Here is an 18,982-nt window from a genome sequence, read left to right as displayed (position 1 = left end):
TTCAGCCCATCGCCCCCGGATTGAGAATGTTCTTCGGGTCGAAGGCCGCCTTCAGTCGCGCCGCCATCGCGGCCAGCGGCGCAGGCTCGGCAGTGGTGAGCGGCCCCGCCCCCCGGACCCGCGTCGCATGGCCCGCAATCCCGGCCAGATCCGGGCGGATGTCGCGCCCCGCCTCCACCAGAACCCAGACCAGCCCGCCGCCCCAGTCATAGACCGCAGCCCCGGCCCCGGCGGCGCGGGCCGCCCGCGGCCCGTCCGAGGGCCGGACCGAGATCCGCCAGACATCGCCCGGCCGGTCCGCGAAATCCTCGACATCGCGCACCCGGCGCCAGAGCGCCGCCCCGGCCTCCGGATCGCGCTCGATCCGCGCCGCCCCGAACCGGCCCAGCAGTTCCGAAAGCCGCCCGGCGCGATACCCGACCGAGGCTGCGAAACCCTCGATGCGGATCAGCGTCTCGCCCGTCTCTGGCAGATGCGCCGCGCCCGACACGTCGAAAGGCGCCCCCAGCGCAGCCGCCATCGCCGCGACAGCCGCCTCCTCGGACAGCCCCTCTAGAACCAGCGTCGCCGCAGCCTCGGGCACCGGCAGAACCTTGAAGGCGATCTCGGTCAGAACCCCCAGCGTGCCGCGACTGCCCGCCATCAGCTTGACCAGATCGTAGCCGGTGACGTTCTTCATCACCCGCCCGCCATTCCGGACCACCTCGCCGCGCCCGTCGACGAAACGCACCCCCAGCATCGCATCCCGGCAGGCCCCGGCCTGAACCCGGCGCGGCCCCGAAACATTCGCCGCCGCCACCCCGCCGATGGTCGGCACGCCCGCGCGGCCCAGAAGCCTGCGATGATCCATCGGCTCGAAGGCCAGCCGCTGCCCCTCGGCCGCCAGCACCGCCTCGACATCGGCCAGAGCCGTGCCCGCCTTCACCACCAGGGTCAGCGCGCCCGGCTCGTAGAGCACGACGCCCGACAGCGCCGAAAGGCTCAGCCCCGCCCCCGCGCCACCAGGGCCGCGCGTGCCGCCGCCTTCGATCCGAAACGGCGCCTCTGCCGCCGCCACCATTCCGGCCAGCTCGGCCTCTGTCTCAGGTCTCATCATTCTTCCTGGTCCAAATACCCTCGGGGGGTGAATTGTCCGTCAGGACAAGAGGGGGGGCGGACAGCCCCCTTCACCCCGCGCGCCGCCCGGCACTGGCCTGCAGCGGAAACACCTTGGCCGGGTTCAGAAGCCAGCCCGGATCGAACACGTCCTTTACCCGCATCTGCGCCTCGAGATCCGCGGGCGCATATTGCACCCCCATCAGGTCGCGCTTCTCGACGCCGACGCCATGCTCGCCGGTCAGACAGCCGCCCGCCTCGACGCAAAGCTTCAGGATCTCGGCGCCCAGCGCCTCGCAGCGCTCCAGATCGCCCGGGGCATTGGCATCGAACAGGATCAGCGGATGCATGTTGCCGTCGCCGGCATGAAAGACATTGGCGACCCTCAGCCCGACCTCGGCCGACAGCTCGCCGATCCGGCGCAGCACTTCGGGCAGGGCCGAAACCGGGATGGTGCCGTCGAGACACATGTAATCGCCCAGCTGCCCCATCGCCCCGAAGGCCGACTTGCGCCCCAGCCAGATCCGCGCGCTTTCCTCGGCCGAACCGCTTTCGCGCAGCTCGACCGGGTCATGCGCCCGCGCGATCCGCAGGATCAGCGCCAGCTGCTCGTCGATCTCGGCCGGGCTGCCCTCGACCTCGACGATCAGAAGCGCCTCGCAATCGGGATAGCCCGCCTGCGCGAAGGCCTCGGTCGCCTCGATGCAGGGCCGGTCCATGAACTCGATGGCGACCGGCAGCACGCCCGCCCGGATGATGTCGGCGACGCAGGCCCCCGCCACCTCGGACGAGCCGAAGCCCATCAGCACCGGCCGCGCGCCCTCTGGCCTGGGCAGGATCCTTAGGCTGGCCTCGGTCACGACGCCCAACTGGCCCTCCGAGCCGCAGATCACGCCCAGCCAGTCATAGCCCGCCGCATCGAGATGGGCGCCGCCGATCTCGACCACGGTGCCGTCCATCAGGACCATGGTCACGCCCAGCAGGTTGTTGGTCGTCACCCCGTATTTCAGGCAATGCGCGCCGCCCGAGTTCATCGCGATATTGCCCGCGATGGCACAGGCCAGCTGCGAGGACGGATCGGGCGCATAGAACCAGCCATCGCCCTCGACCGCGGCACTGACCGACAGGTTGGTGCGCCCCGCCTGCACCCGGATCATGCGGTTGGGGTAATCGACCTCGAGCACCTCATTGAGCTTCGCCACGCCCAGGATCACGCAATCGGCTGTGGGCAGCGCGCCCCCCGCAAGCGACGTGCCCGAACCGCGCGGCACCACCGGCACGCCTTCCTCATGGCAGATCCGCAGCACGGCCGAGACCTCGGCGGTCGAGGCCGGCAGCACGGCGGCCAGAGGCGGGCAGCGATAGGCGGTCAGCGCATCGCATTCATAGGCACGGGTCTCGGTCGGATCGTGAATGACCGCCCCCTCGGGCAGCACCGCCATCAGGCGACGCAGCACATGATCCTTCTTCGCCATCACCCGGGCGTCGGGGACGGGCATCTGCATGTCCGGCACTCCTCCCTCGAATTGGTCAAAAAATATGACCGGACCGCGCCATTGGCAAGAGGAGACTGCCCGAGGCCTGGATCAGCGCCGTCCCTCGCGGAGCCAGGCACCAAGGCTCAACAGCCCCGCCAGCAGCAGGAAGGCCCAGGCAGGGGCCAGCGGCCTGATCGTCACGTCGCTGGTCAGATAGGCCTCGCGCGGGGTGATCCCGAGCCAGCCCCGGCCATGGGCGGTCCGCCCCTCGCGCACCCGGCGCAGATCCGGCATCCCCTCCGACAGCGCCACGATCCCGCCGCGCGTGGCCGAGACCGGCGCCTCGAGCCGGGCGCCATCGGCGATGGTCTGCTCGAATTCGCGCGGGGCCGCGGGGCCCAGCGCGATCACCGTCCCCAGCGTGCCGTCCGTCAGCCGGTAAAGCCCCATCTCGGGCCCTTCATAGGTTGCCGCGAACCGGCCCGGCGCGGTCTCGACCAGATCGAGCCGGTCGGTGCCGCCATCGGGCCGCGCGATCTCGACGCTTCGGGGCTCTTCCGACAGCGAGCGGCGGGTGATCGTCATCACCTGGCCCTCGGCAGTGGCACTCAGCGCCTCCTCTTCCAGCTCGGGCTCCTTCATCATCCAATGCGCCAGCCGCCGAAGCAGCTCGAGCTGCGGCCCGCCGCCCTCGAAGCCCCGGCTCCAGAGCCAGGCATGGTCGGAGGCCAGAAGCGCGACGCGCCCCTCGCCGACGCGGTCGAGCACCAGCAGCGGGCGCTCGTCGATGCCGCTCATCACGACCTCGCCCCGCTTCGGCAGCAGGTCGATCAGACGGAACCAGCGCCCCCAGGCGCCACCCGCCTCGGCCTTCAGCCCCTCGGTCACCGGGTGGCGCCGGCCAAGCCCGGTGATCTCGGGGCGGTAGCCCTGCTCGATCACCCGCGCGCTCGGCTCGGCGGGCAGGATATCGGCCAGCGGCGAGCGGTAGATCGACTCGGCCCCGGCGAAATCGGGCCCGGCCGCGATCAGCAGCGCCCCGCCCTTCTCGACGTAATCGCGCACATTGTCGAAATAGATCGAGGGCAGGATGCCGCGCCGCTTGTAGCGATCGAAGATGATCAGGTCGAACTCGTCGATCTTGTCGAGAAACAGCTCGCGGGTCGGAAAGGCGATCAGCGACAGTTCCGAGACCGGCACCCCGTCATGCTTGTCGGGCGGACGCAGGATGGTGAAATGCACCAGATCGACGGAACTGTCCGATTTCAGCAGGTTGCGCCAGGTGCGCTCGCCCGGATGCGGCTCGCCCGAGACCAGCAGCACCCGCAGCCGGTCGCGCACGCCGTTGATCTGGACGATGGCGGCATTGTTGCGGTCGGTCAGCTCGCCCTCCTCGGCCGCGACCGAGAACTGGATGACGTTCTGCCCGGCATGATCGAGAACCACCGGCACGTCGAGCGCCTGCCCGACCGGCACCTGGTAGCTTTGCGGTGTGCCGCCATCGACCGAGACCGTGACAAAGGTCGTGTCGCCCATCGCCTTGGGCACCGCGCCCTGATCCTCGATCTTCAGGGTCAGGGTGACCTCTTCGCCGAGGATCGCGAAGGCGGGCGCGTTCTCGACCAGAAGCCGCCGGTCCCAGTCCTCTTCCCGCCCGGTCAGCAGCGCATGGAGCGGCGCGGGCAGCGCAGGCGCGCGGTCGAGATCGTGGAGCTGGCCGTCGGTCAGCAGGATCGCGCCCGCCAGCCGCGCCCGCGGCACCTCTGCTAGCGCCTCGGACAGCGCCGTCATCAGCAGCGTGCCCTCGTCGCCCGCGCCATCGCCAAGCCGGACGATGCGCAGCTCGGTATTGTCCAGCGCCGCGACCTCGGCCCGGACCCGCTCGACCGCGCGGGCGGTCTGCTCGGGCCGGTCCGACAACCGCTGCGAGGCGCTTTCATCGACCACCAGCACCACGATATCGGACAAGGGCGTGCGCAGCTCGGTCTGCAGCGAGGGATTGGCCAGCGCCGCCAGGATCGCCAGCGCGGCAAGCCCCCTCAGCCACCAGCCCGCCAGACCGCGCCAGAGCGCGAAGGCCACGATCCCCGCGGCCAGAACCGCCAGCGCCCAGATCAGCGGCAGCGGCAGAAGCGGGTCGAAGATCACTTCGCCCGTCACTGGCCGAGCCTGTCGAGCAGCGCGGGCACATGGACCTGGTCGGATTTGTAGTTGCCGGTCAGCACATGCATGATGAGGTTGATCCCGAAGCGGAAGGCGATCTCGCGCTGACGGTCTCCGGCATAGCCGCGCCCGACCGGGAACATCGCCACGCCCTGCGCGTCGACGGCCCAGGCCGAGGCCCAGTCATTGCCGCCGATCACCACCGGCGTCACCCCGTCATTGAGATCGCGGAACGGCATGCCCTCGACCCGCTCGGCATCGGCGGGGGCGGCCTCGACCCAGACCTCACGGCCGGCATTTCGTCCGGGAAAGTCCTGCAACAGGTAGAAGGTGCGGGTCAGCACATGGTCAGGGGGGATCGGCTCCAGCGGCGGAATGTCGAGCGGGCGCGCCAGTTGCTGCAGCCGCCGCCCCTCGGACGAGCCGCCGCCATAGGCCGCCACATCGGCATCGCGGGTGTCGAACAGGATCATGCCGCCGGTCCTCAGATAGCGGTTGAGCCGGGCATAGGCGTCGGGCGAAGGCACCGGCTGATTTGCCGTCACCGGCCAGTAGAGGAAGGGAAAGAAAGACAGCTCATCGGTTTCCAGATCGACGGCAATGGGCGCGGCAGGCTCGATCGAGGTCCGCTCTGCAAGCTTTCTCGAAAGCCCCCTGAGCCCGGCATCGGCGACCCGGTCGACCTGTGCGTCGCCGGTCCGGACATGGGCCAGCACCACCTCGGTCGTGGCCTTCAGCGCCAGCGCGTCATCCGGCACCGCCTCCTCGGCGCGCAGCCCGCCCGGCAGCATCAGCGCCAGCGCCAGCACCATCGCCCCGCCCGCCCGGGATGCCACCCGTGCACCGCGCAGCCGCCCCGACAGCCAGAGCGAGGCCAGGATGTCGACGGCCAGCAGCGCCAGGGCCAGCGCCAGAACCCAGCCCTTCAGAACCGTCTCGCGCGCCACCGCAAAGCCCTCGACCGCAATCCGGGCGGGCCAGGCAGCGGGGCTCAGGACGGTCCCGGCGCCGATCACGTTCACCGCAAGCCGCCGGTCCTCGCCAGCGTAAAGCCCGGGCGGCAGACCGGGTCCGGGCCGGGCCTCGGCCAGCGCCTCGCCCGCCACGCCGGGCAGGGCTCCGGCCTCGCCCAGCGCACCGAAGGCGTCGAGCACGGTTTCCGGGACCCAGGTCGTGCCCGCCAGTTCGACCGCATCGGGCCGGGCCGGCCGGGTCGAGACAGCAAGCCGTTCCAGCATCTGCACGAACAGCCCCGACAGCGGCAGGGTCGACCATTCGGCATTGGCGGTGACATGGAACAGCACCACCTCGCCCTGCCCCAGCTTCTTGCGCGTCACAAGCGGCGTGCCATCGCTCAGCGCCGCGATGGAACGCCCGGCCAGCGAAGGGTCGGGTTGCGCCATCACCTGCGCATTGACCCGCACATCGTCCGGCACAGGCAGCCCGAAGAAGGGCGAGGCCTCGCCGAAGGGGCGCAGCGTCTTCGGCTCGCCCCAGCTCATCGCCCCGCCGACGGTGCGCCCGCCGGCGCGCAGCCGGACCGGCATCAAGGGGTCTTCCTCGGCGCGGCTGACATCCGAGGCCGCAAGCCGCGGCCCGGCAAAGCGCAGCAGCATGCCACCCGCCTCGACCCATCCCTGCAGGGCCTCGGATTCGGCCGGCGACAGCGTCGCGACATCCGCCAGCACGATCACATCGGGATGCGCCAGCACTACATCGCCCAGCGTGCCCTCGATCAGATCGGCGGTTGGGGCAAGCGCCTGTTGCAGGTAATGGAGCGGCGACAGGAGTTGCAGCCCCTCGCGGTTCTCGTGCCCCGCGATCAGCGCCACCTCGCGGCGCCTCAGGCTGTCATCGCTCAGGCTGACCGCCCCGGCCGAGCGCACCCCCTCGATGGCGAAGCGCGAGATCCGGTTGCGCAATTCGGGCGGCAGCACAAGCTCGGCCCTGGCCTCGGTCTCGCCCGGGGCGAAACCGACCGGCAGGCGCGCCAGCACCCGCTCGACCCCGGCCGGATCGCGGCCGGTCGCGGTCAGCACCGCCTCGGTGCCGGGGCCGGGCCGGGACCGCAGCGCGGTCAGCGCGATGGCCCCGTCGCTGAAAACGGCCGGGCGCAGCGCCATCAGCGCGCGCGGGCTTTCCAGCACCGAGACCCGGCCATGGTCTTCGAGCGCCGAGAGCAGCGCCGTGCGCCCCGGCCAGTCGAGCCCGCCCGACAGCCAGACCGTGTCGAACCGCCCCTCGAGCCCTTCGGCCCAGGCCGCAACCGCCTCAGGATCGGGCAGCCAGGCGGCCGGTTGCACCCCGGCCAGCCGCGCGGACCAGAGCTCGGCGGCCTGGAACGGCATCCCCCCGCCTCCCTTGCCCGGCAGATCGGTCGCCAGCACCACCGCCACCGGACGCCCGTCGCGCCCGGCCTCGTCCAGAACCGCCTCCAGCCTGTCGATCCGGCGTGGCCAGTCGCGGGCATCGGCCCAGCTTCCATCCAGCAGGACCAGCAGCGGGCCCTGCCCGGGCGTGCGCTCCTGCGGGTTCAGGACCGGCCCGGCAAAGCCGAGGATCAGCGCCGCCGCCGCCAGCATGCGCAGGAGCAGAAGCCACCAGGGCGTGCGGTCGGTCTGGACCTCGTCATCGGCAAGCCCCAGCAGCAGGGCGACGCCCGGAAAGCGCCGCCGGATCGGCGCGGGCGGCACCGCGCGCAGCAGAAACCACAGTGCCGGCAGCAGGACCAGTCCCCAGAGCAGGAGCGGCGCGGTGAAGCCGAAGGCACTGAGACCCGCCATCAGCGCCTGCGCTCCAGCGCGCGGTAGATCCACAGCAGCGCGCCCTGCGCACCCTCGCCGGTGTGATGCGCCGAATAATGCCAGCCCGTCACCCGCGCCAGATCGGCCAGCCGCGCCTTGCGCTCGGCCAGCCGCGCCAGATAGCGGTCGCGCAGATCGCCCGCCTTCAGCGTCTCATGGCGCAGGCCGCCGCCCATGCTCTCGAAGATGGTGCGCCCGTCGAAGGGGAAGGCCTCCTCGGCCGGGTCGAGTACCTGCAACAGCGCGCCCTTGACGCCCCGGTCGGCGGCCTCGGTCAGCGCGGTCTCGATCGGGGCGAGATCGCCGAGGAAATCCGACAGGAAAACCGCGCGCGAATGGGGTGGCATGCCCCCGGTCGCGGGCAACCCGTAATCGCTTGTCGACAGCGCCCGCCCCAGCGCCTCGGTCAGCCGGAGGATCTGGTGCGGACCGCGCCGGGGCGGCAGGTCGGAGCCAAGAAGCCCCACCCGCTCGCCGCCGCGGGTCAGAAGCACCGCAAGCGCCAGCGCCAGCACCCGGGCGCGCTCGACCTTGGGCGGATGGTCATTCGCGCCGGAAAACCCCATCGAGGCCGCGTCATCGACCCAGAGCAGCACGCTTTGCGCCGCCTGCCATTCCTTCTCGCGCACGAAATGCGCATCCGAGCGTGCCGAGCGGCGCCAGTCGATCATCCGCGCCTCGTCGCCGGAATGGGTCGGGCGGTATTGCCAGAATTCATCGCCGAACCCCGCCCGCCGCCGTCCATGCTCGCCGAGCAGCACGGCCTGGGCCAGATGCTCGGCCTCGGCCAGAAGTGGCGGCAATGCCCCGGCCAGCCCCTCGGCGCGGGCGCGGAGGGCGGCGGCGGCAATCACGCCGCGGCCTCGACCTGCACGGTCTCTCGCGCCACGGCCTCGATGATCCGGGGCAGATCCTCGCCCCGGGCACGAGCGGCAAAGCTCAGCGCCATGCGGTGGATCAGCACCGGCCCGGCCATCTTCAGCACATCCTCGGCCGAGGGCGCGAGCCGGCCTTCCAGCAGGGCCTGCGCCCGGACCGTCAGCATCAGCGCCTGCGCGGCACGCGGCCCCGGCCCCCAGGCCACGGCCTCGCGCACGATCTTCGGCGCCTCGGGCTCGGCCGGGCGGCAGGCGCGCACCAGATCGAGGATCATCTCGACCACGCCCTCGCCGACCGGCATCCGCCGCACGATCTTCTGCGCGGCGATCAGTTCGTCGGCGGTGAAGACGGCATGGGCCTCGTCCTCGGCGACCCCGGTGGTGGCCAGAAGGATGTCATGCTCGGTCTTGCGGTCGGGATAGGGCACGTCGATGCGCACCAGAAAGCGGTCGAGCTGGGCCTCGGGCAGCGGATAGGTGCCTTCCTGCTCGATGGGGTTCTGGGTCGCGAGCACATGGAAGGGCGGCGACAGCGGATGCGCCTCGCCCGCGATGGTCACAGATTTCTCCTGCATCGCCTGCAACAGCGCCGACTGGGTCCGCGGGCTGGCGCGGTTGATCTCGTCGGCCATAAGCAGCTGGCAGAAGATCGGCCCCTCGATGAAGCGGAAGGCGCGCGAGCCGTCGGGCGCGGTCTCCAGCACCTCCGAGCCCAGAATGTCGGCGGGCATCAGGTCAGGCGTGAACTGGATCCGCGCGCCGTTCAGCCCCATCACCGTCGAGAGCGTGCCGACCAGCCGGGTCTTGCCAAGCCCCGGCAGCCCGATCAGCAGGGCATGCCCGCCGCAGAGCAGTGCCGAAAGCGTCAGATCGACGACCCGCTCCTGACCGATGAAGCGCCGGGTGATCGAGGCCTTGGCCTGTGCGAGCTTCTCGCCCAGCGTCTCGATCGCGGCCACCAGTTCGGTCTCGTCGGACATGACTTTTCTCCTGTTCGCCTATATGGAGTATTATCGGCAGATATCCCCCCTACCACAAATGGCAAAAAACCGGTCCGGACAAATGATCGTGAAACCCGTTACCGAAAGCCTCGCCGAAGCCGCCCGCGCCGCCTCGGGCAAGGGGCTGCCGCCGGTCCATCTGTGGGACCCGCCCTTCTGCGGCGATATCGACATGCGGATCGCCCGCGACGGCACCTGGTTCTATCTCGGCACGCCGATCGGCCGGGCCCCGCTGGTGCGGCTGTTCTCGACCATCCTCAAGCGCGAGGGCGGGAAGTTCTATCTGGTGACCCCTGTCGAGAAGGTCGGCATCACAGTCGATGACGCGCCCTTCGTCGCCGTCGATTTCGAGCGCGGCGAAGACGCGGACGAGCCCGTCCTGACTTTCACCACCAATGTCGGCGACCGCGTCGCAGCCGGACCGAACCACGAGATCCGCGTCAGCCGCGACCCCGAGACCGGCGAGCCCACGCCATATCTCCATGTCCGTGCCGGTCTCGAGGCGCTGATCGACCGGAAAAGCTTCTACCGTCTGGCCGAGATCGGCGAGACCCGGCGCCATGAGGGGCAGGACTGGTTCGGCTTCCGCTCGCAGGGCGCATTCTTTCCCGCGATCCCTGCCGCCGAGCTGAGCTGACCCGGCCGCGGCCCCCTGGCCGGCGTCGCGCCATGGGTATTTAGGCCAAGAAGAAGACCAGACCGCGTCTTCCCGGTTCATATCGCCCAGCGCGGTGCCCTGCTCGCGCTCCGGTCCGGCCGGGCTCCAATTCTTCGCAGAAGAATTGCGTTCAATGCGCCGCGGCCCAGTTCGGCCCCTGTCCGGCATCGACGACCAGCGGCACGTCGAGCGCGACCACGGGAAGCGCTGCCCCCTCCATCACCTCGCGCACGCGCGCGGCCACCTCGTCCGCCGCGCCCGCCTCGACCTCGAAGATCAGTTCGTCATGGACCTGCAGCAGCATCTTCGCCGGCATCCCTGAAATCGCCTCGGGCATCCTGATCATCGCGCGGCGGATGATGTCGGCCGCGGTGCCCTGGATCGGCGCGTTGATCGCGGCGCGCTTGGCAAAGCCCGCCTGCGGGCCCTTGGCACCGATCTCAGGCGTATGGATGCGCCGCCCGAACAGGGTCTGCACGTAGCCGTGATCCTTCGCGAAGGCCACGGTCGCATCCATGTAGTCGCGGATGCCCGGGAAGCGCTCGAAATAGCGGTCGATGAAGCCCTGCGCCTCGCTGCGCGGAATGCGCAGGTTCCGCGCGAGGCCAAAGCCCGAAATCCCGTAGATCACCCCGAAATTGATTGCCTTGGCGCGGCGGCGGATCTCGGGCGTCATCTCGGCCATCGGCACATCGAACATCTCGGAGGCGGTCATGGCATGGATGTCCTGACCGTCGCGGAAGGCCTGTTTCAGGGCCTCGATCCCGGCCACATGGGCCAGGATGCGAAGCTCGATCTGCGAATAGTCGAGGCTCAGCAGAACCTTGCCCTCCTCGGCCACGAAAGCCTCGCGGATGCGGCGCCCCTCTTCGGAGCGCACGGGAATGTTCTGCAGGTTCGGATCGGTCGAGGCAAGGCGCCCCGTCACCGCCCCGGTGATCACGTAAGAGGTATGCACGCGCCCCGTCTCGGGGTTGATATGGTCCTGCAGCGCGTCGGTATAGGTCGATTTCAGCTTCGAGAGCTGGCGCCAGTCCAGTACCCGTGCGGGCAGGTCGTGGCCCTCGGCCGCGAGATCCTCCAGCACGTCGGCGCCGGTGCCATAGGCGCCGGTCTTGCCCTTCTTGCCGCCCGAGAGGCTCATCTTGTCGAACAGGATCTCGCCCAGCTGCTTGGGGCTGCCCACATTGAAGCTCTCGCCCGCCAGCTCGTGGATCTCGGCCTCGAGCGCGGCCATCTTCTGGGCGAAGGCATTCGACATCCTCGACAGCGTTTCGCGGTCGACCTTGATGCCATGCATCTCCATCTGGGCCAGCACCGGCACCAGCGGACGTTCGAGCGTCTCGTAGACCGTCGCGACCCTGGCCCGGTGCAGCTGCGGCTTGAAGAGCCGGGCGAGCCTCAGCGTGACATCGGCATCCTCGGCCGCGTATTTCACCGCCTCGGCGACCGGCACCTTGTCGAAGGTGATCTGCGACTTGCCCGAGCCCAGCAGCGACTTGATCGGGATCGGCTCGTGCCCGAGATAGCGTTCCGACAGCGCATCCATAGAATGGCCATGCAGCCCCGCATGCATCGCATAGGACATCAGCATCGTGTCGTCGATCGGCGCCACCGCGATGCCGTGACGGGCAAGGATCTTGGCATCGTATTTCATGTTCTGCCCGATCTTCATCACCGCCGGATCTTCCAGGAGCGGTTTGAGCAGGGCCAGCGCCTCGTCCATCGGCATCTGCCCCCCGGCCAGCGCCGCCGAGCCGAAGAGATCGCCCTCCCCCTCGCGATGGCCCAGCGGGATATAGCAGGCCTGCCCCGGCTCGACCGCCAGCGAGATGCCCACGAGATCCACCCGCATCTCATCAAGCCCGGTGGTCTCGGTATCGACCGCGACCCAGCCCCGGGCATGGGCGCGCGCAATCCAGACCTCAAGCGCGGCGGCGTCGCGCACGCAGTCATAAGCCCCGGGCTCGAAAGGCAGCGCGGCCGGCGCCTCGGACGCGGCGGGATCGGCGGAGGTGGGGCTTGTCTCGGGTAGCGCGGGCGGCTCGGCGCCCAGCGCATCCGCGACCCGCTTCAGCAGGGTGCGGAACTCCATCTGCGACAGGAACCCGAGCAGGGCCCCGGCATCGGGCGCCTTCACCTCGAGATCATCCAGGGTCTCGTCGAGCGGCGTCGCGGCATCGAGCGTCACCAGCTTCTTCGACAGCTCGATCTGGGCGCGGTTCTCGATCAGGGTCTGGCGGCGCTTGGGCTGCTTGATCTCCTCGGCCCGGTCCAGCAGCGTTTCCAGATCGCCATAGTCCTGGATCAGCTGGGCGGCGGTCTTGATCCCGATCCCCGGCGCGCCGGGAATGTTGTCGACGGAATCGCCCGCCAGCGCCTGCACGTCGACGACACGGTCGGGCCCGACGCCGAACTTGGCCTCGACCTCCTCGACGCCGATCCGCCTGTTCTTCATCGCATCGAGCATCTCGACCCCGTTGCCGACCAGCTGCATCAGGTCCTTGTCGGAACTGACGATGGTCACCCGCCCGCCCTTTTCGACCGCCTGCCGCGCAAAGGTCGCGATGATATCGTCGGCCTCGTAATTCTCCTTCTCGATGCAGGCGATGTTGAAGGCGCGCGTGGCCTCGCGGGTCAGCGGGATCTGCGGGCGCAGATCGGCCGGCATCTCGTCCCGGTTGGCCTTGTAGAGATCGTAGAGATCGTTGCGGAAGGTGTGGCTGCCCTTGTCGAAGATCACCGCGACATGGGTCGGCGCATCGGGGCCGCGATTGTCCTGCACATATTTGTGGATCATGTTGCAGAAGCCCGCGACGGCCCCGATCGGCAGCCCGTCGGATTTCCGCGTCAGGGGCGGCAGCGCGTGAAAGGCGCGGAAGATGAAGGCCGAGCCGTCGATCAGATGCAGATGGCAGCCCTTGCCGAAACCTTCAGTCATGTCGTTCTCCCCGTCGCTGGCCCGCCTGCCGGACCTGTCTGCGGTCTTGCCATGAAGCGCAGGGCTTCGCCAGTGCCGGACGCCCCGCCCTCAGCCGCAGGCGGGGCCGGATAAGGGCGCGGACGCAGGGGCGGGCGCGGTTTGGGCCTCGGCGATCAGCCGGTCCAGCATCGGCCCGTCGACCCCTCCAAGGATCGCCACGCGACCGACGACAAGACCCGGCGTGCCGACAAAGCCGAAAGCCGCGGCCAACGCCCGTGCCGCTGCCAGCCGTGCCTCGGTGCGCGGAAGGTCCATGTCCCGCTCGAAGGCAGCCATGTCGAGCCCCATCCCGGCCGCGATCTCGCGCATCCCGCGCAGGGTCGGCACCAGCACACCGCGCATCATCCGCGCCTGCCAGTCGAGCGCGGCGCCCTGCGCCTCGGCCGCCAGTGTCGCCCGCGCGGCCAGCACCGACCCCTCGCCCAACAAGGGCAGCGGCTGCCAGGCGATGCGGATCGCGGCCGGTCTGCGCACCGCGCGCGCGATCAGCAGCGGCGTCAGCTGGCGGCACCAGGGACAGCGGATATCGGTGAAACAGGCGACCGGCACTGTTCCGGGAAGATCGGGCCCCGGAAAGTCGGGCCCGGAAAGGTCTGGCCCCGGACCCTCGGAAGCGGGACCGAAAAGCGCGGCGCAGAGGTCATCGGGCAACGGCGGCGGGGCCCCGGTCGCCAGCCCGACCAGCGGCGACAGTGCGGGGCCGGGCCTTGGCACGCGACGAAAGCCTGGCAGGCCCGGTACCGGTTCAGTCCGGATCTCGGGCGGGACGGCCCGGCGCCAGAGCCCGGGCCCGGCCGAAACCGCCGCTGTCACGCCCGCTGCGCCGATCAGCCAGCCCAGCCCGCGGCGGGTGACGGTCATCTGCGCCGCGACCGGCCGGTCAGGTCTTCAGCTTGTCGGCAAAGCTCTCATGCACGAACTTGCGGTCACAATAGCCGCATTCGACGAAGCCCCGATCACGCGGGATCGAGAGCCAGACCCGCGGATGGCCGAGCCCCGGTCCGCTGCCATCGCAGCAGACCCGCCACTCGGCAGTGATCGTGGTTTCGGGAGGGGTGGTGTCTTTTTCCTGTCCGGGGGCGTCAGGGGCCATGCGTTTGCGCTCCGCTCGTTGCCGGGGCGACCGGGTCGCCTTATGTCGGACGGCATGATAGCGATTGAACCGGCACGGGCAAGCGGCAGAGGCAAGGAAATGACAGGGAATGCGATCGAGATCGAGGGTCTGACCAAGACCTATGCCGCCAGCGGCAGCCAGCCGCCCAAGGAAGCGCTGAAGGGCATCGACCTCGACATCCCCGCGGGCTCGATCTTCGGGCTGCTGGGGCCGAACGGCGCGGGCAAGTCGACGCTGATCAACATCCTCGCGGGGCTGGTGTTGAAGACCGGCGGCAGGGTCAGCATCTGGGGCTTCGATCAGGACGTGAACCCGCGCCAGTCGCGCGCCTCGATCGGGGTGATGCCGCAGGAGCTGAACATCGACCCGTTCTTCACGCCCCGCGCCGCGCTCGAGGTGCAGGCTGGGCTCTATGGCGTGCCGAAATCGCAGCGCATCACCGACCGGGTGCTGAAGGCCATCGGGCTCGAGGACAAGGCCGATGCCTATGCCCGGAACCTCTCGGGCGGCATGCGGCGGCGGCTTCTGCTGGGCAAGGCGCTGGTCCACCGGCCGCAGGTGCTGGTTCTGGACGAACCCACCGCGGGCGTCGATATCGAGCTGCGCCAGATGCTCTGGGCCAATATTCGGCGGCTGAACGAGGAAATGGGCACCACCATCATCCTGACCACGCATTATCTGGAAGAGGCGCAGGAGATGTGCGGCGAGATCGCCATCATCAACCATGGCGAACTGATCGCGCGCGATTCGACCTCGGCCCTGATTGGGCGGATGGATGCCAAGACGCTGGTGATCCAGCCCGAGGGCGAGGTCGCGACCCTGCCCGAGATGCCCGGCCCGGTCGAAAGCTGCCGCCGTCCCGACGGCGCGCTCTGCTTCACCTATCGCCGCAGCGAGATCGGCACCGGCGCGGTGATCGAGGCGGTCCGGAGCGCGGGCATCTCGATCCGCGACATCGCGACCGAGGAACCCAATCTCGAGGACGTCTTCGTCGCGCTCACCTCCAGCAAGACCGCCGCGTGAGCCGGGTCATCCTGTTCAACAAGCCCTGGGGGGTGCTGTCGCAATTCACCGACGAGGGCGCGCCGCGTCCCGACCGCCGGACGCTAGCCGAATTCATCGACCTGCCCGGGGTCTATCCGGCCGGGCGGCTCGACCGCGACAGCGAGGGCTTGCTGGTCCTGACCGATGACGGGCGGTTGCAGGCCCGCATCGCGAGCCCGAAGGCAAAGACCGAAAAGACCTACTGGGCGCAGGTCGAGGGCATTCCCCCGGAGACCGCGCTCGAGGCGCTGGCCCGCGGCGTCACCCTCAAGGATGGCCCGACGCGGCCCGCGCGCGTCCGCCGGATCGACGCGCCCCCGGGACTCTGGCCGCGCGAGCCGCCGGTCAGATACCGCAAATCGGTGCCCGATTGCTGGATCGAGCTGACGATTTCCGAAGGCCGCAACCGCCAGGTCCGCCGCATGACGGCCACCGTGGGCCACCCCACCCTGCGGCTGATCCGCTGCCGGGTCGGCGACTGGACGCTGGACGGGATCGCGCCCGGGACCTGGCGCGCCGCCTGAGCCGCCGGCGACCGGGGCCAGCCGAGGCCCGGGACCTGCCGCCATGCCACGCCTTTCCCGACTTGCACGGGGTCCCTGCCTTTCCCGAAGAGCCCGGGACCGGATCGCCCTCACGTCCGAGACCATGGCCTGCACGGCCCTTCCAGATGTTCCGGCAGCGGCTTACGGCGCAAGAGCGGCGCGCTTTCGCCAGTGCCCCGCCCCCGGCTCCGCGCACGCTCGTCGTGGCGGGCCAAAGCCCCGCGCCTGCATCACATGCTGACGCCCGACACCGCCAGCCATCGAGGTCATCGAAGCCACGGGCTCTGGGCGCCACACGACCGATGCCCCTGCGTTCGGGGATCGGCCGTCCCGTCTGGCCCGCCGAGGCCCACGCCTTCCGGCATGCCGAGACCGACGCCCCGTCAAAGCTGGCGCCCCGGATCGTCCGAGACGGCCGGGCCTTGCCTCAGGCCTTCTCCAGCATCCGGCCCAACACGCGCCCGCCGAGGATGTGCACATGCAGATGCGGCACTTCCTGCACGCCATGCGCACCCGCATTCGAGATCATCCGGAAGCCATCGGCCGCCAGCTCCTTCATCTCGCAGACCTTCGCGATGGTGCGGGTGAAATCGACGATCTCGGCATCCGAGGCCTCGGCCGCGAAATGGTCGTAGCAGACATAGGGCCCCTTCGGGATCACCAGCACATGGACCGGCGCCTGCGGCGCGATGTCGTTGAAGGCAAGGCTGTGCTCGGTTTCCAGCACCGTGGCATTGGGAATTTCGCCGCGCAGGATCCGGGCAAAGACATTCTGGTCGTCATAGGCGTAAGTCATGTCGGTCCTCACTCACCAGCCGCGCTCCGGCCCCGGTTCCCGGGACCGTTCCGGCCTCAATCGTCGAAGAAGGTCGCCGTATCGGCGATCCCGCGGGCCGTGTCATAGGGGATCTCGAGGAATTTCGCCAGCACCAGCGCCGCCTCGCTCAGCGCCAGCCCCGGCTCCAGCCTGTAAAGGGCAGGAAAACCCGCAGCCCGCAGCCGCGCGCTATCCCCCTTGATCTGCTGTCCAAGCACCGGCAGCACCAGCGCCGCCAGCCCCGGCGGGCTGCCCTGCGACAAAAGCCCCATCTCGCGGGCATGGCCCAGAAGATCGGCCTGGCTGAAGGGACAGGCGATTTCCAGCATCCGCAGGCGCGCGCCATCGCCCTGCAGATCGATCATCACATCCAGATCGGAGGGGTCGAGGAAAAGCAGCAGCCGGTCGGTGCCGTAACTCTCGAAGACCAGCCGCAGAAAGGCGCCCCGATGACGGCCGCGCTTGGCCAGGCCACGCTCTATTCCCCCCAGATCGGGCAGCTCGGCACCCGCGTCGTCGAAGGGGAATTCAACCGTGGGCATGCCGAGGATCCGGCGCACCCGCCCGGCCAGACGTCGCGCGACGGCCCGCTTCCCGCAGATAACCAGCATCAGATCATGGTCTGGCCCGAGGGACACCCCGCGCTCCCAGGCCCGGCCGCCGAAGCGCTGCCCGATCCGGCCGCGTCCGCTCAGGAAGCGGTATATCCCGGCACCGCCGCCCGAGACCGAGGGCCCCGGCCCCGGCGCCGCATGCAGCGCCAGCAACCGCGCCCGAAGCTGTGCCGCCCCGGCCGAGATCCTGTGGGCAAAGAACCCCTCCTGCACCGTCAGCAGCTCGAAGTGATCGTTGTAGAAGCTCACCGGCCGCCCATCCTCGGCAACGATCTGAAAGGTGGGCGCCCGCGACCGGATCTCGTCGCCGGGCACCAGATGGCGGACGAGGGTCTGAAACAAGGTCGCTTCGGGCGATTCGCCGGCCCGGAAAAAGCGCCGCAGATCCGACCGCGCGGCGAGGAGGGCCAGAACCGCCTCGACGGTGGCCCTGCGCAGACACCACCACCGGCTTCCGGTCATGATCCGCAGATCGCGGGGCGGCGCGCGCCCGGCCTCCGGCCTCCGGACCAGCGCCCGAAGGCCTGCCCTGCGCCGGGGCGCGGCGTCCTCCTGCCGGCGGATCGGCCCCGGCGGCTTCGCCCCCCCGCCCGCATCCGCTTCCTGGACATCGAGGCTTTCGATATGATCGCAATCCTCGGCCTCAAGTGCTGCGCGCAGCCGCGCGGCGGGCTTGATCGGCAGGCAATCCTCCGAGAGCAGGTAAAGATGCGTGGCCTGCGGAAAGGCGGCCAGCGCGGCCCGGGCGGCATTCAGGACGGCCTGCATCGCGGACCAGCCCCCCGGATCGCAGCGGACAGAGCGCGCGAGGACGACCGAGGGATTGCCCGCGAAAGCCTTCCGGATCGCGGCGGTCTCGGCTGACCGCGCGCACCGGTCCACATGCAGGGCCACCAGATCGCCCGCCGCGCTCAGCCGCCCGGCAAGGGCGAGAGCGCTGGCAGAGCGCCCGCGACAGAGCAACAGATAGGCGATCGTCGCCATCCCGGTTCCCCCAACCATGCGGTCCCGCAACCGCAGCTTTCGCCTTCAGCGCGTTTTCCAGACACTACCCTCTCTCGAAAGATAAGTCACCGAACACGGGGCCTCGCCTGACGCCTTGCGGGGCCGAAACGACAGGCCGCTGATAAAGTCATGAGACGAAGACGATGCCAGAACCCCGTTCCCAGCTTCTCTCGTTGCCTTGCAGGAAGTTCATCGCGACAGGGGGGCCGAAGCATCTGGCGGCAACGAGCGCCGCGAGACATCTTTCAGCGGTCTGACAAAGGCGCGCAGGCCCTTCCGGATTGGCGAAGTCTCACACCGGCACGGCCCTGCGCCACTTGGCCGAATCATCCCGCATTCCGGCCGGCCCCAGATCGGCGCTCGTCTCCAGGCCGCTCGACAGGCCAGACGCCTTGGTGGTCCCGGTACCGGCAAAAGGCAGCAGGGAGGTAATGGAGCACAACCCGGCCGACAGGATGGCCTGCTCCGTCGCGCCAGGCACCTCGCCCCAAAGACGATCCGCACTCGTCGCCCGAGGCCACCCCGTCCTCCCGCCCCGGCTGGACCGGCACCGTCGGGCGGCCTCGCTCCGGATCGCCAGGCTCTACGTAGCGCGGGGCACGCGCCCGCATGCACCAGCGCATTTCGGTCCCTCCGCCACCAGACCGAAAGCGCCTGCCCGCCAAGCACGCCCTGTTGCGACGCCCCGGACCGGATTGCCACCGGCATGATCCCCTGCCCGACGCCGCCCACTCCGCGCCCACTCTTCTTGGTCGAAATCCCCCCGCCGGAGGCGTCGCCGCG

The 18,982-nt window shown here is 69.8% G+C and carries 14 protein-coding genes; 3 read left to right on the top strand and 11 right to left on the bottom strand.

The features are described 5' to 3' along the window. Window position 1: 1 nt before the first annotated feature. From ACK8CO_RS14625 to ACK8CO_RS14600, 6 genes are all read right to left on the bottom strand, one after another. Window positions 2-1,093, bottom strand: a complete 1,092-nt coding sequence (locus tag ACK8CO_RS14625; protein ID WP_414897092.1) for an FAD-binding protein — start codon at window positions 1,091-1,093, stop codon at window positions 2-4. Window positions 1,094-1,166: 73 nt separating this feature from the next. Beyond that, window positions 1,167-2,600, bottom strand: a complete 1,434-nt coding sequence (locus tag ACK8CO_RS14620; RefSeq protein WP_414897091.1) for an FAD-linked oxidase C-terminal domain-containing protein — start codon at window positions 2,598-2,600, stop codon at window positions 1,167-1,169. Window positions 2,601-2,681: 81 nt separating this feature from the next. Beyond that, window positions 2,682-4,733: a glutamine amidotransferase gene (locus tag ACK8CO_RS14615; protein WP_414897090.1), complete on the bottom strand. Its 2,052-nt coding sequence runs from the start codon at window positions 4,731-4,733 to the stop codon at window positions 2,682-2,684. After that, the gene (locus tag ACK8CO_RS14610) at window positions 4,730-7,519 is read right to left on the bottom strand and encodes a DUF4159 domain-containing protein (RefSeq protein WP_414897089.1); all 2,790 of its coding nucleotides are present in this window, start codon (window positions 7,517-7,519) and stop codon (window positions 4,730-4,732) included. The genes ACK8CO_RS14615 and ACK8CO_RS14610 overlap by 4 nt, the downstream gene beginning before the upstream one ends. Continuing rightward, window positions 7,519-8,394 carry a DUF58 domain-containing protein gene (locus ACK8CO_RS14605; RefSeq protein WP_080617176.1) on the bottom strand — a complete coding sequence of 292 codons (876 nt, stop codon included), beginning with the start codon at window positions 8,392-8,394 and terminating at the stop codon, window positions 7,519-7,521. Before ACK8CO_RS14605 ends, ACK8CO_RS14610 begins: the two co-directional genes overlap by 1 nt. Beyond that, window positions 8,391-9,398, bottom strand: a complete 1,008-nt coding sequence (locus ACK8CO_RS14600; protein WP_414897088.1) for an AAA family ATPase — start codon at window positions 9,396-9,398, stop codon at window positions 8,391-8,393. Before ACK8CO_RS14600 ends, ACK8CO_RS14605 begins: the two co-directional genes overlap by 4 nt. An 82-nt stretch (window positions 9,399-9,480) precedes the next feature. Between ACK8CO_RS14600 and ACK8CO_RS14595 the strand changes: the two genes are divergently transcribed. Continuing rightward, the gene (locus ACK8CO_RS14595) at window positions 9,481-10,056 is read left to right on the top strand and encodes a DUF1285 domain-containing protein (protein ID WP_414897087.1); all 576 of its coding nucleotides are present in this window, start codon (window positions 9,481-9,483) and stop codon (window positions 10,054-10,056) included. A 151-nt stretch (window positions 10,057-10,207) separates the two neighbouring features. On the opposite strand, the gene polA is transcribed toward ACK8CO_RS14595, so the two are convergent. The 3 genes from polA to ACK8CO_RS14580 form a co-directional block, all read right to left on the bottom strand. After that, entirely contained in the window at window positions 10,208-13,018 is a 2,811-nt protein-coding gene (polA, locus tag ACK8CO_RS14590; protein WP_414897086.1) for a DNA polymerase I, read from the bottom strand. 90 nt (window positions 13,019-13,108) lie between these two features. Next, complete coding sequence (locus ACK8CO_RS14585; protein WP_414897085.1) at window positions 13,109-13,921, bottom strand: DsbA family protein; 813 nt, start codon at window positions 13,919-13,921, stop codon at window positions 13,109-13,111. A gap of 19 nt (window positions 13,922-13,940) precedes the next feature. Beyond that, window positions 13,941-14,153, bottom strand: coding sequence for a zinc-finger domain-containing protein (locus ACK8CO_RS14580; protein WP_080617181.1), 213 nt, complete (start codon window positions 14,151-14,153; stop codon window positions 13,941-13,943). A 99-nt stretch (window positions 14,154-14,252) separates the two neighbouring features. On the opposite strand from ACK8CO_RS14580, the gene ACK8CO_RS14575 reads away from it, so the two are divergent. Next, window positions 14,253-15,197 carry an ABC transporter ATP-binding protein gene (locus ACK8CO_RS14575; RefSeq protein WP_080617182.1) on the top strand — a complete coding sequence of 315 codons (945 nt, stop codon included), beginning with the start codon at window positions 14,253-14,255 and terminating at the stop codon, window positions 15,195-15,197. Continuing rightward, window positions 15,194-15,742, top strand: coding sequence for a pseudouridine synthase (locus ACK8CO_RS14570; protein WP_414897084.1), 549 nt, complete (start codon window positions 15,194-15,196; stop codon window positions 15,740-15,742). The genes ACK8CO_RS14575 and ACK8CO_RS14570 overlap by 4 nt, the downstream gene beginning before the upstream one ends. Window positions 15,743-16,190: 448 nt before the next feature. On the opposite strand, the gene ACK8CO_RS14565 is transcribed toward ACK8CO_RS14570, so the two are convergent. Together ACK8CO_RS14565 and ACK8CO_RS14560 are read right to left on the bottom strand one after the other, a co-directional pair. Further along, a complete protein-coding gene (locus ACK8CO_RS14565) occupies window positions 16,191-16,559 on the bottom strand; it encodes a histidine triad nucleotide-binding protein (RefSeq protein ID WP_042456489.1) in 369 nt (122 codons plus the stop codon). Between the two features lie 56 nt (window positions 16,560-16,615). After that, the gene (locus ACK8CO_RS14560; RefSeq protein WP_414897083.1) at window positions 16,616-18,178 is read right to left on the bottom strand and encodes a DUF5928 domain-containing protein; all 1,563 of its coding nucleotides are present in this window, start codon (window positions 18,176-18,178) and stop codon (window positions 16,616-16,618) included. Window positions 18,179-18,982 lie beyond the last annotated feature (804 nt).

The sequence above is a fragment of the Rhodovulum sp. HP10 genome (genome assembly GCF_047553435.1).
In the GTDB taxonomy this organism is placed as follows: domain Bacteria; phylum Pseudomonadota; class Alphaproteobacteria; order Rhodobacterales; family Rhodobacteraceae; genus Rhodovulum.
The sequence above is the reverse complement of the archived record's forward strand: the minus strand, read 5'-3'. Positions and strand labels throughout refer to the sequence as shown.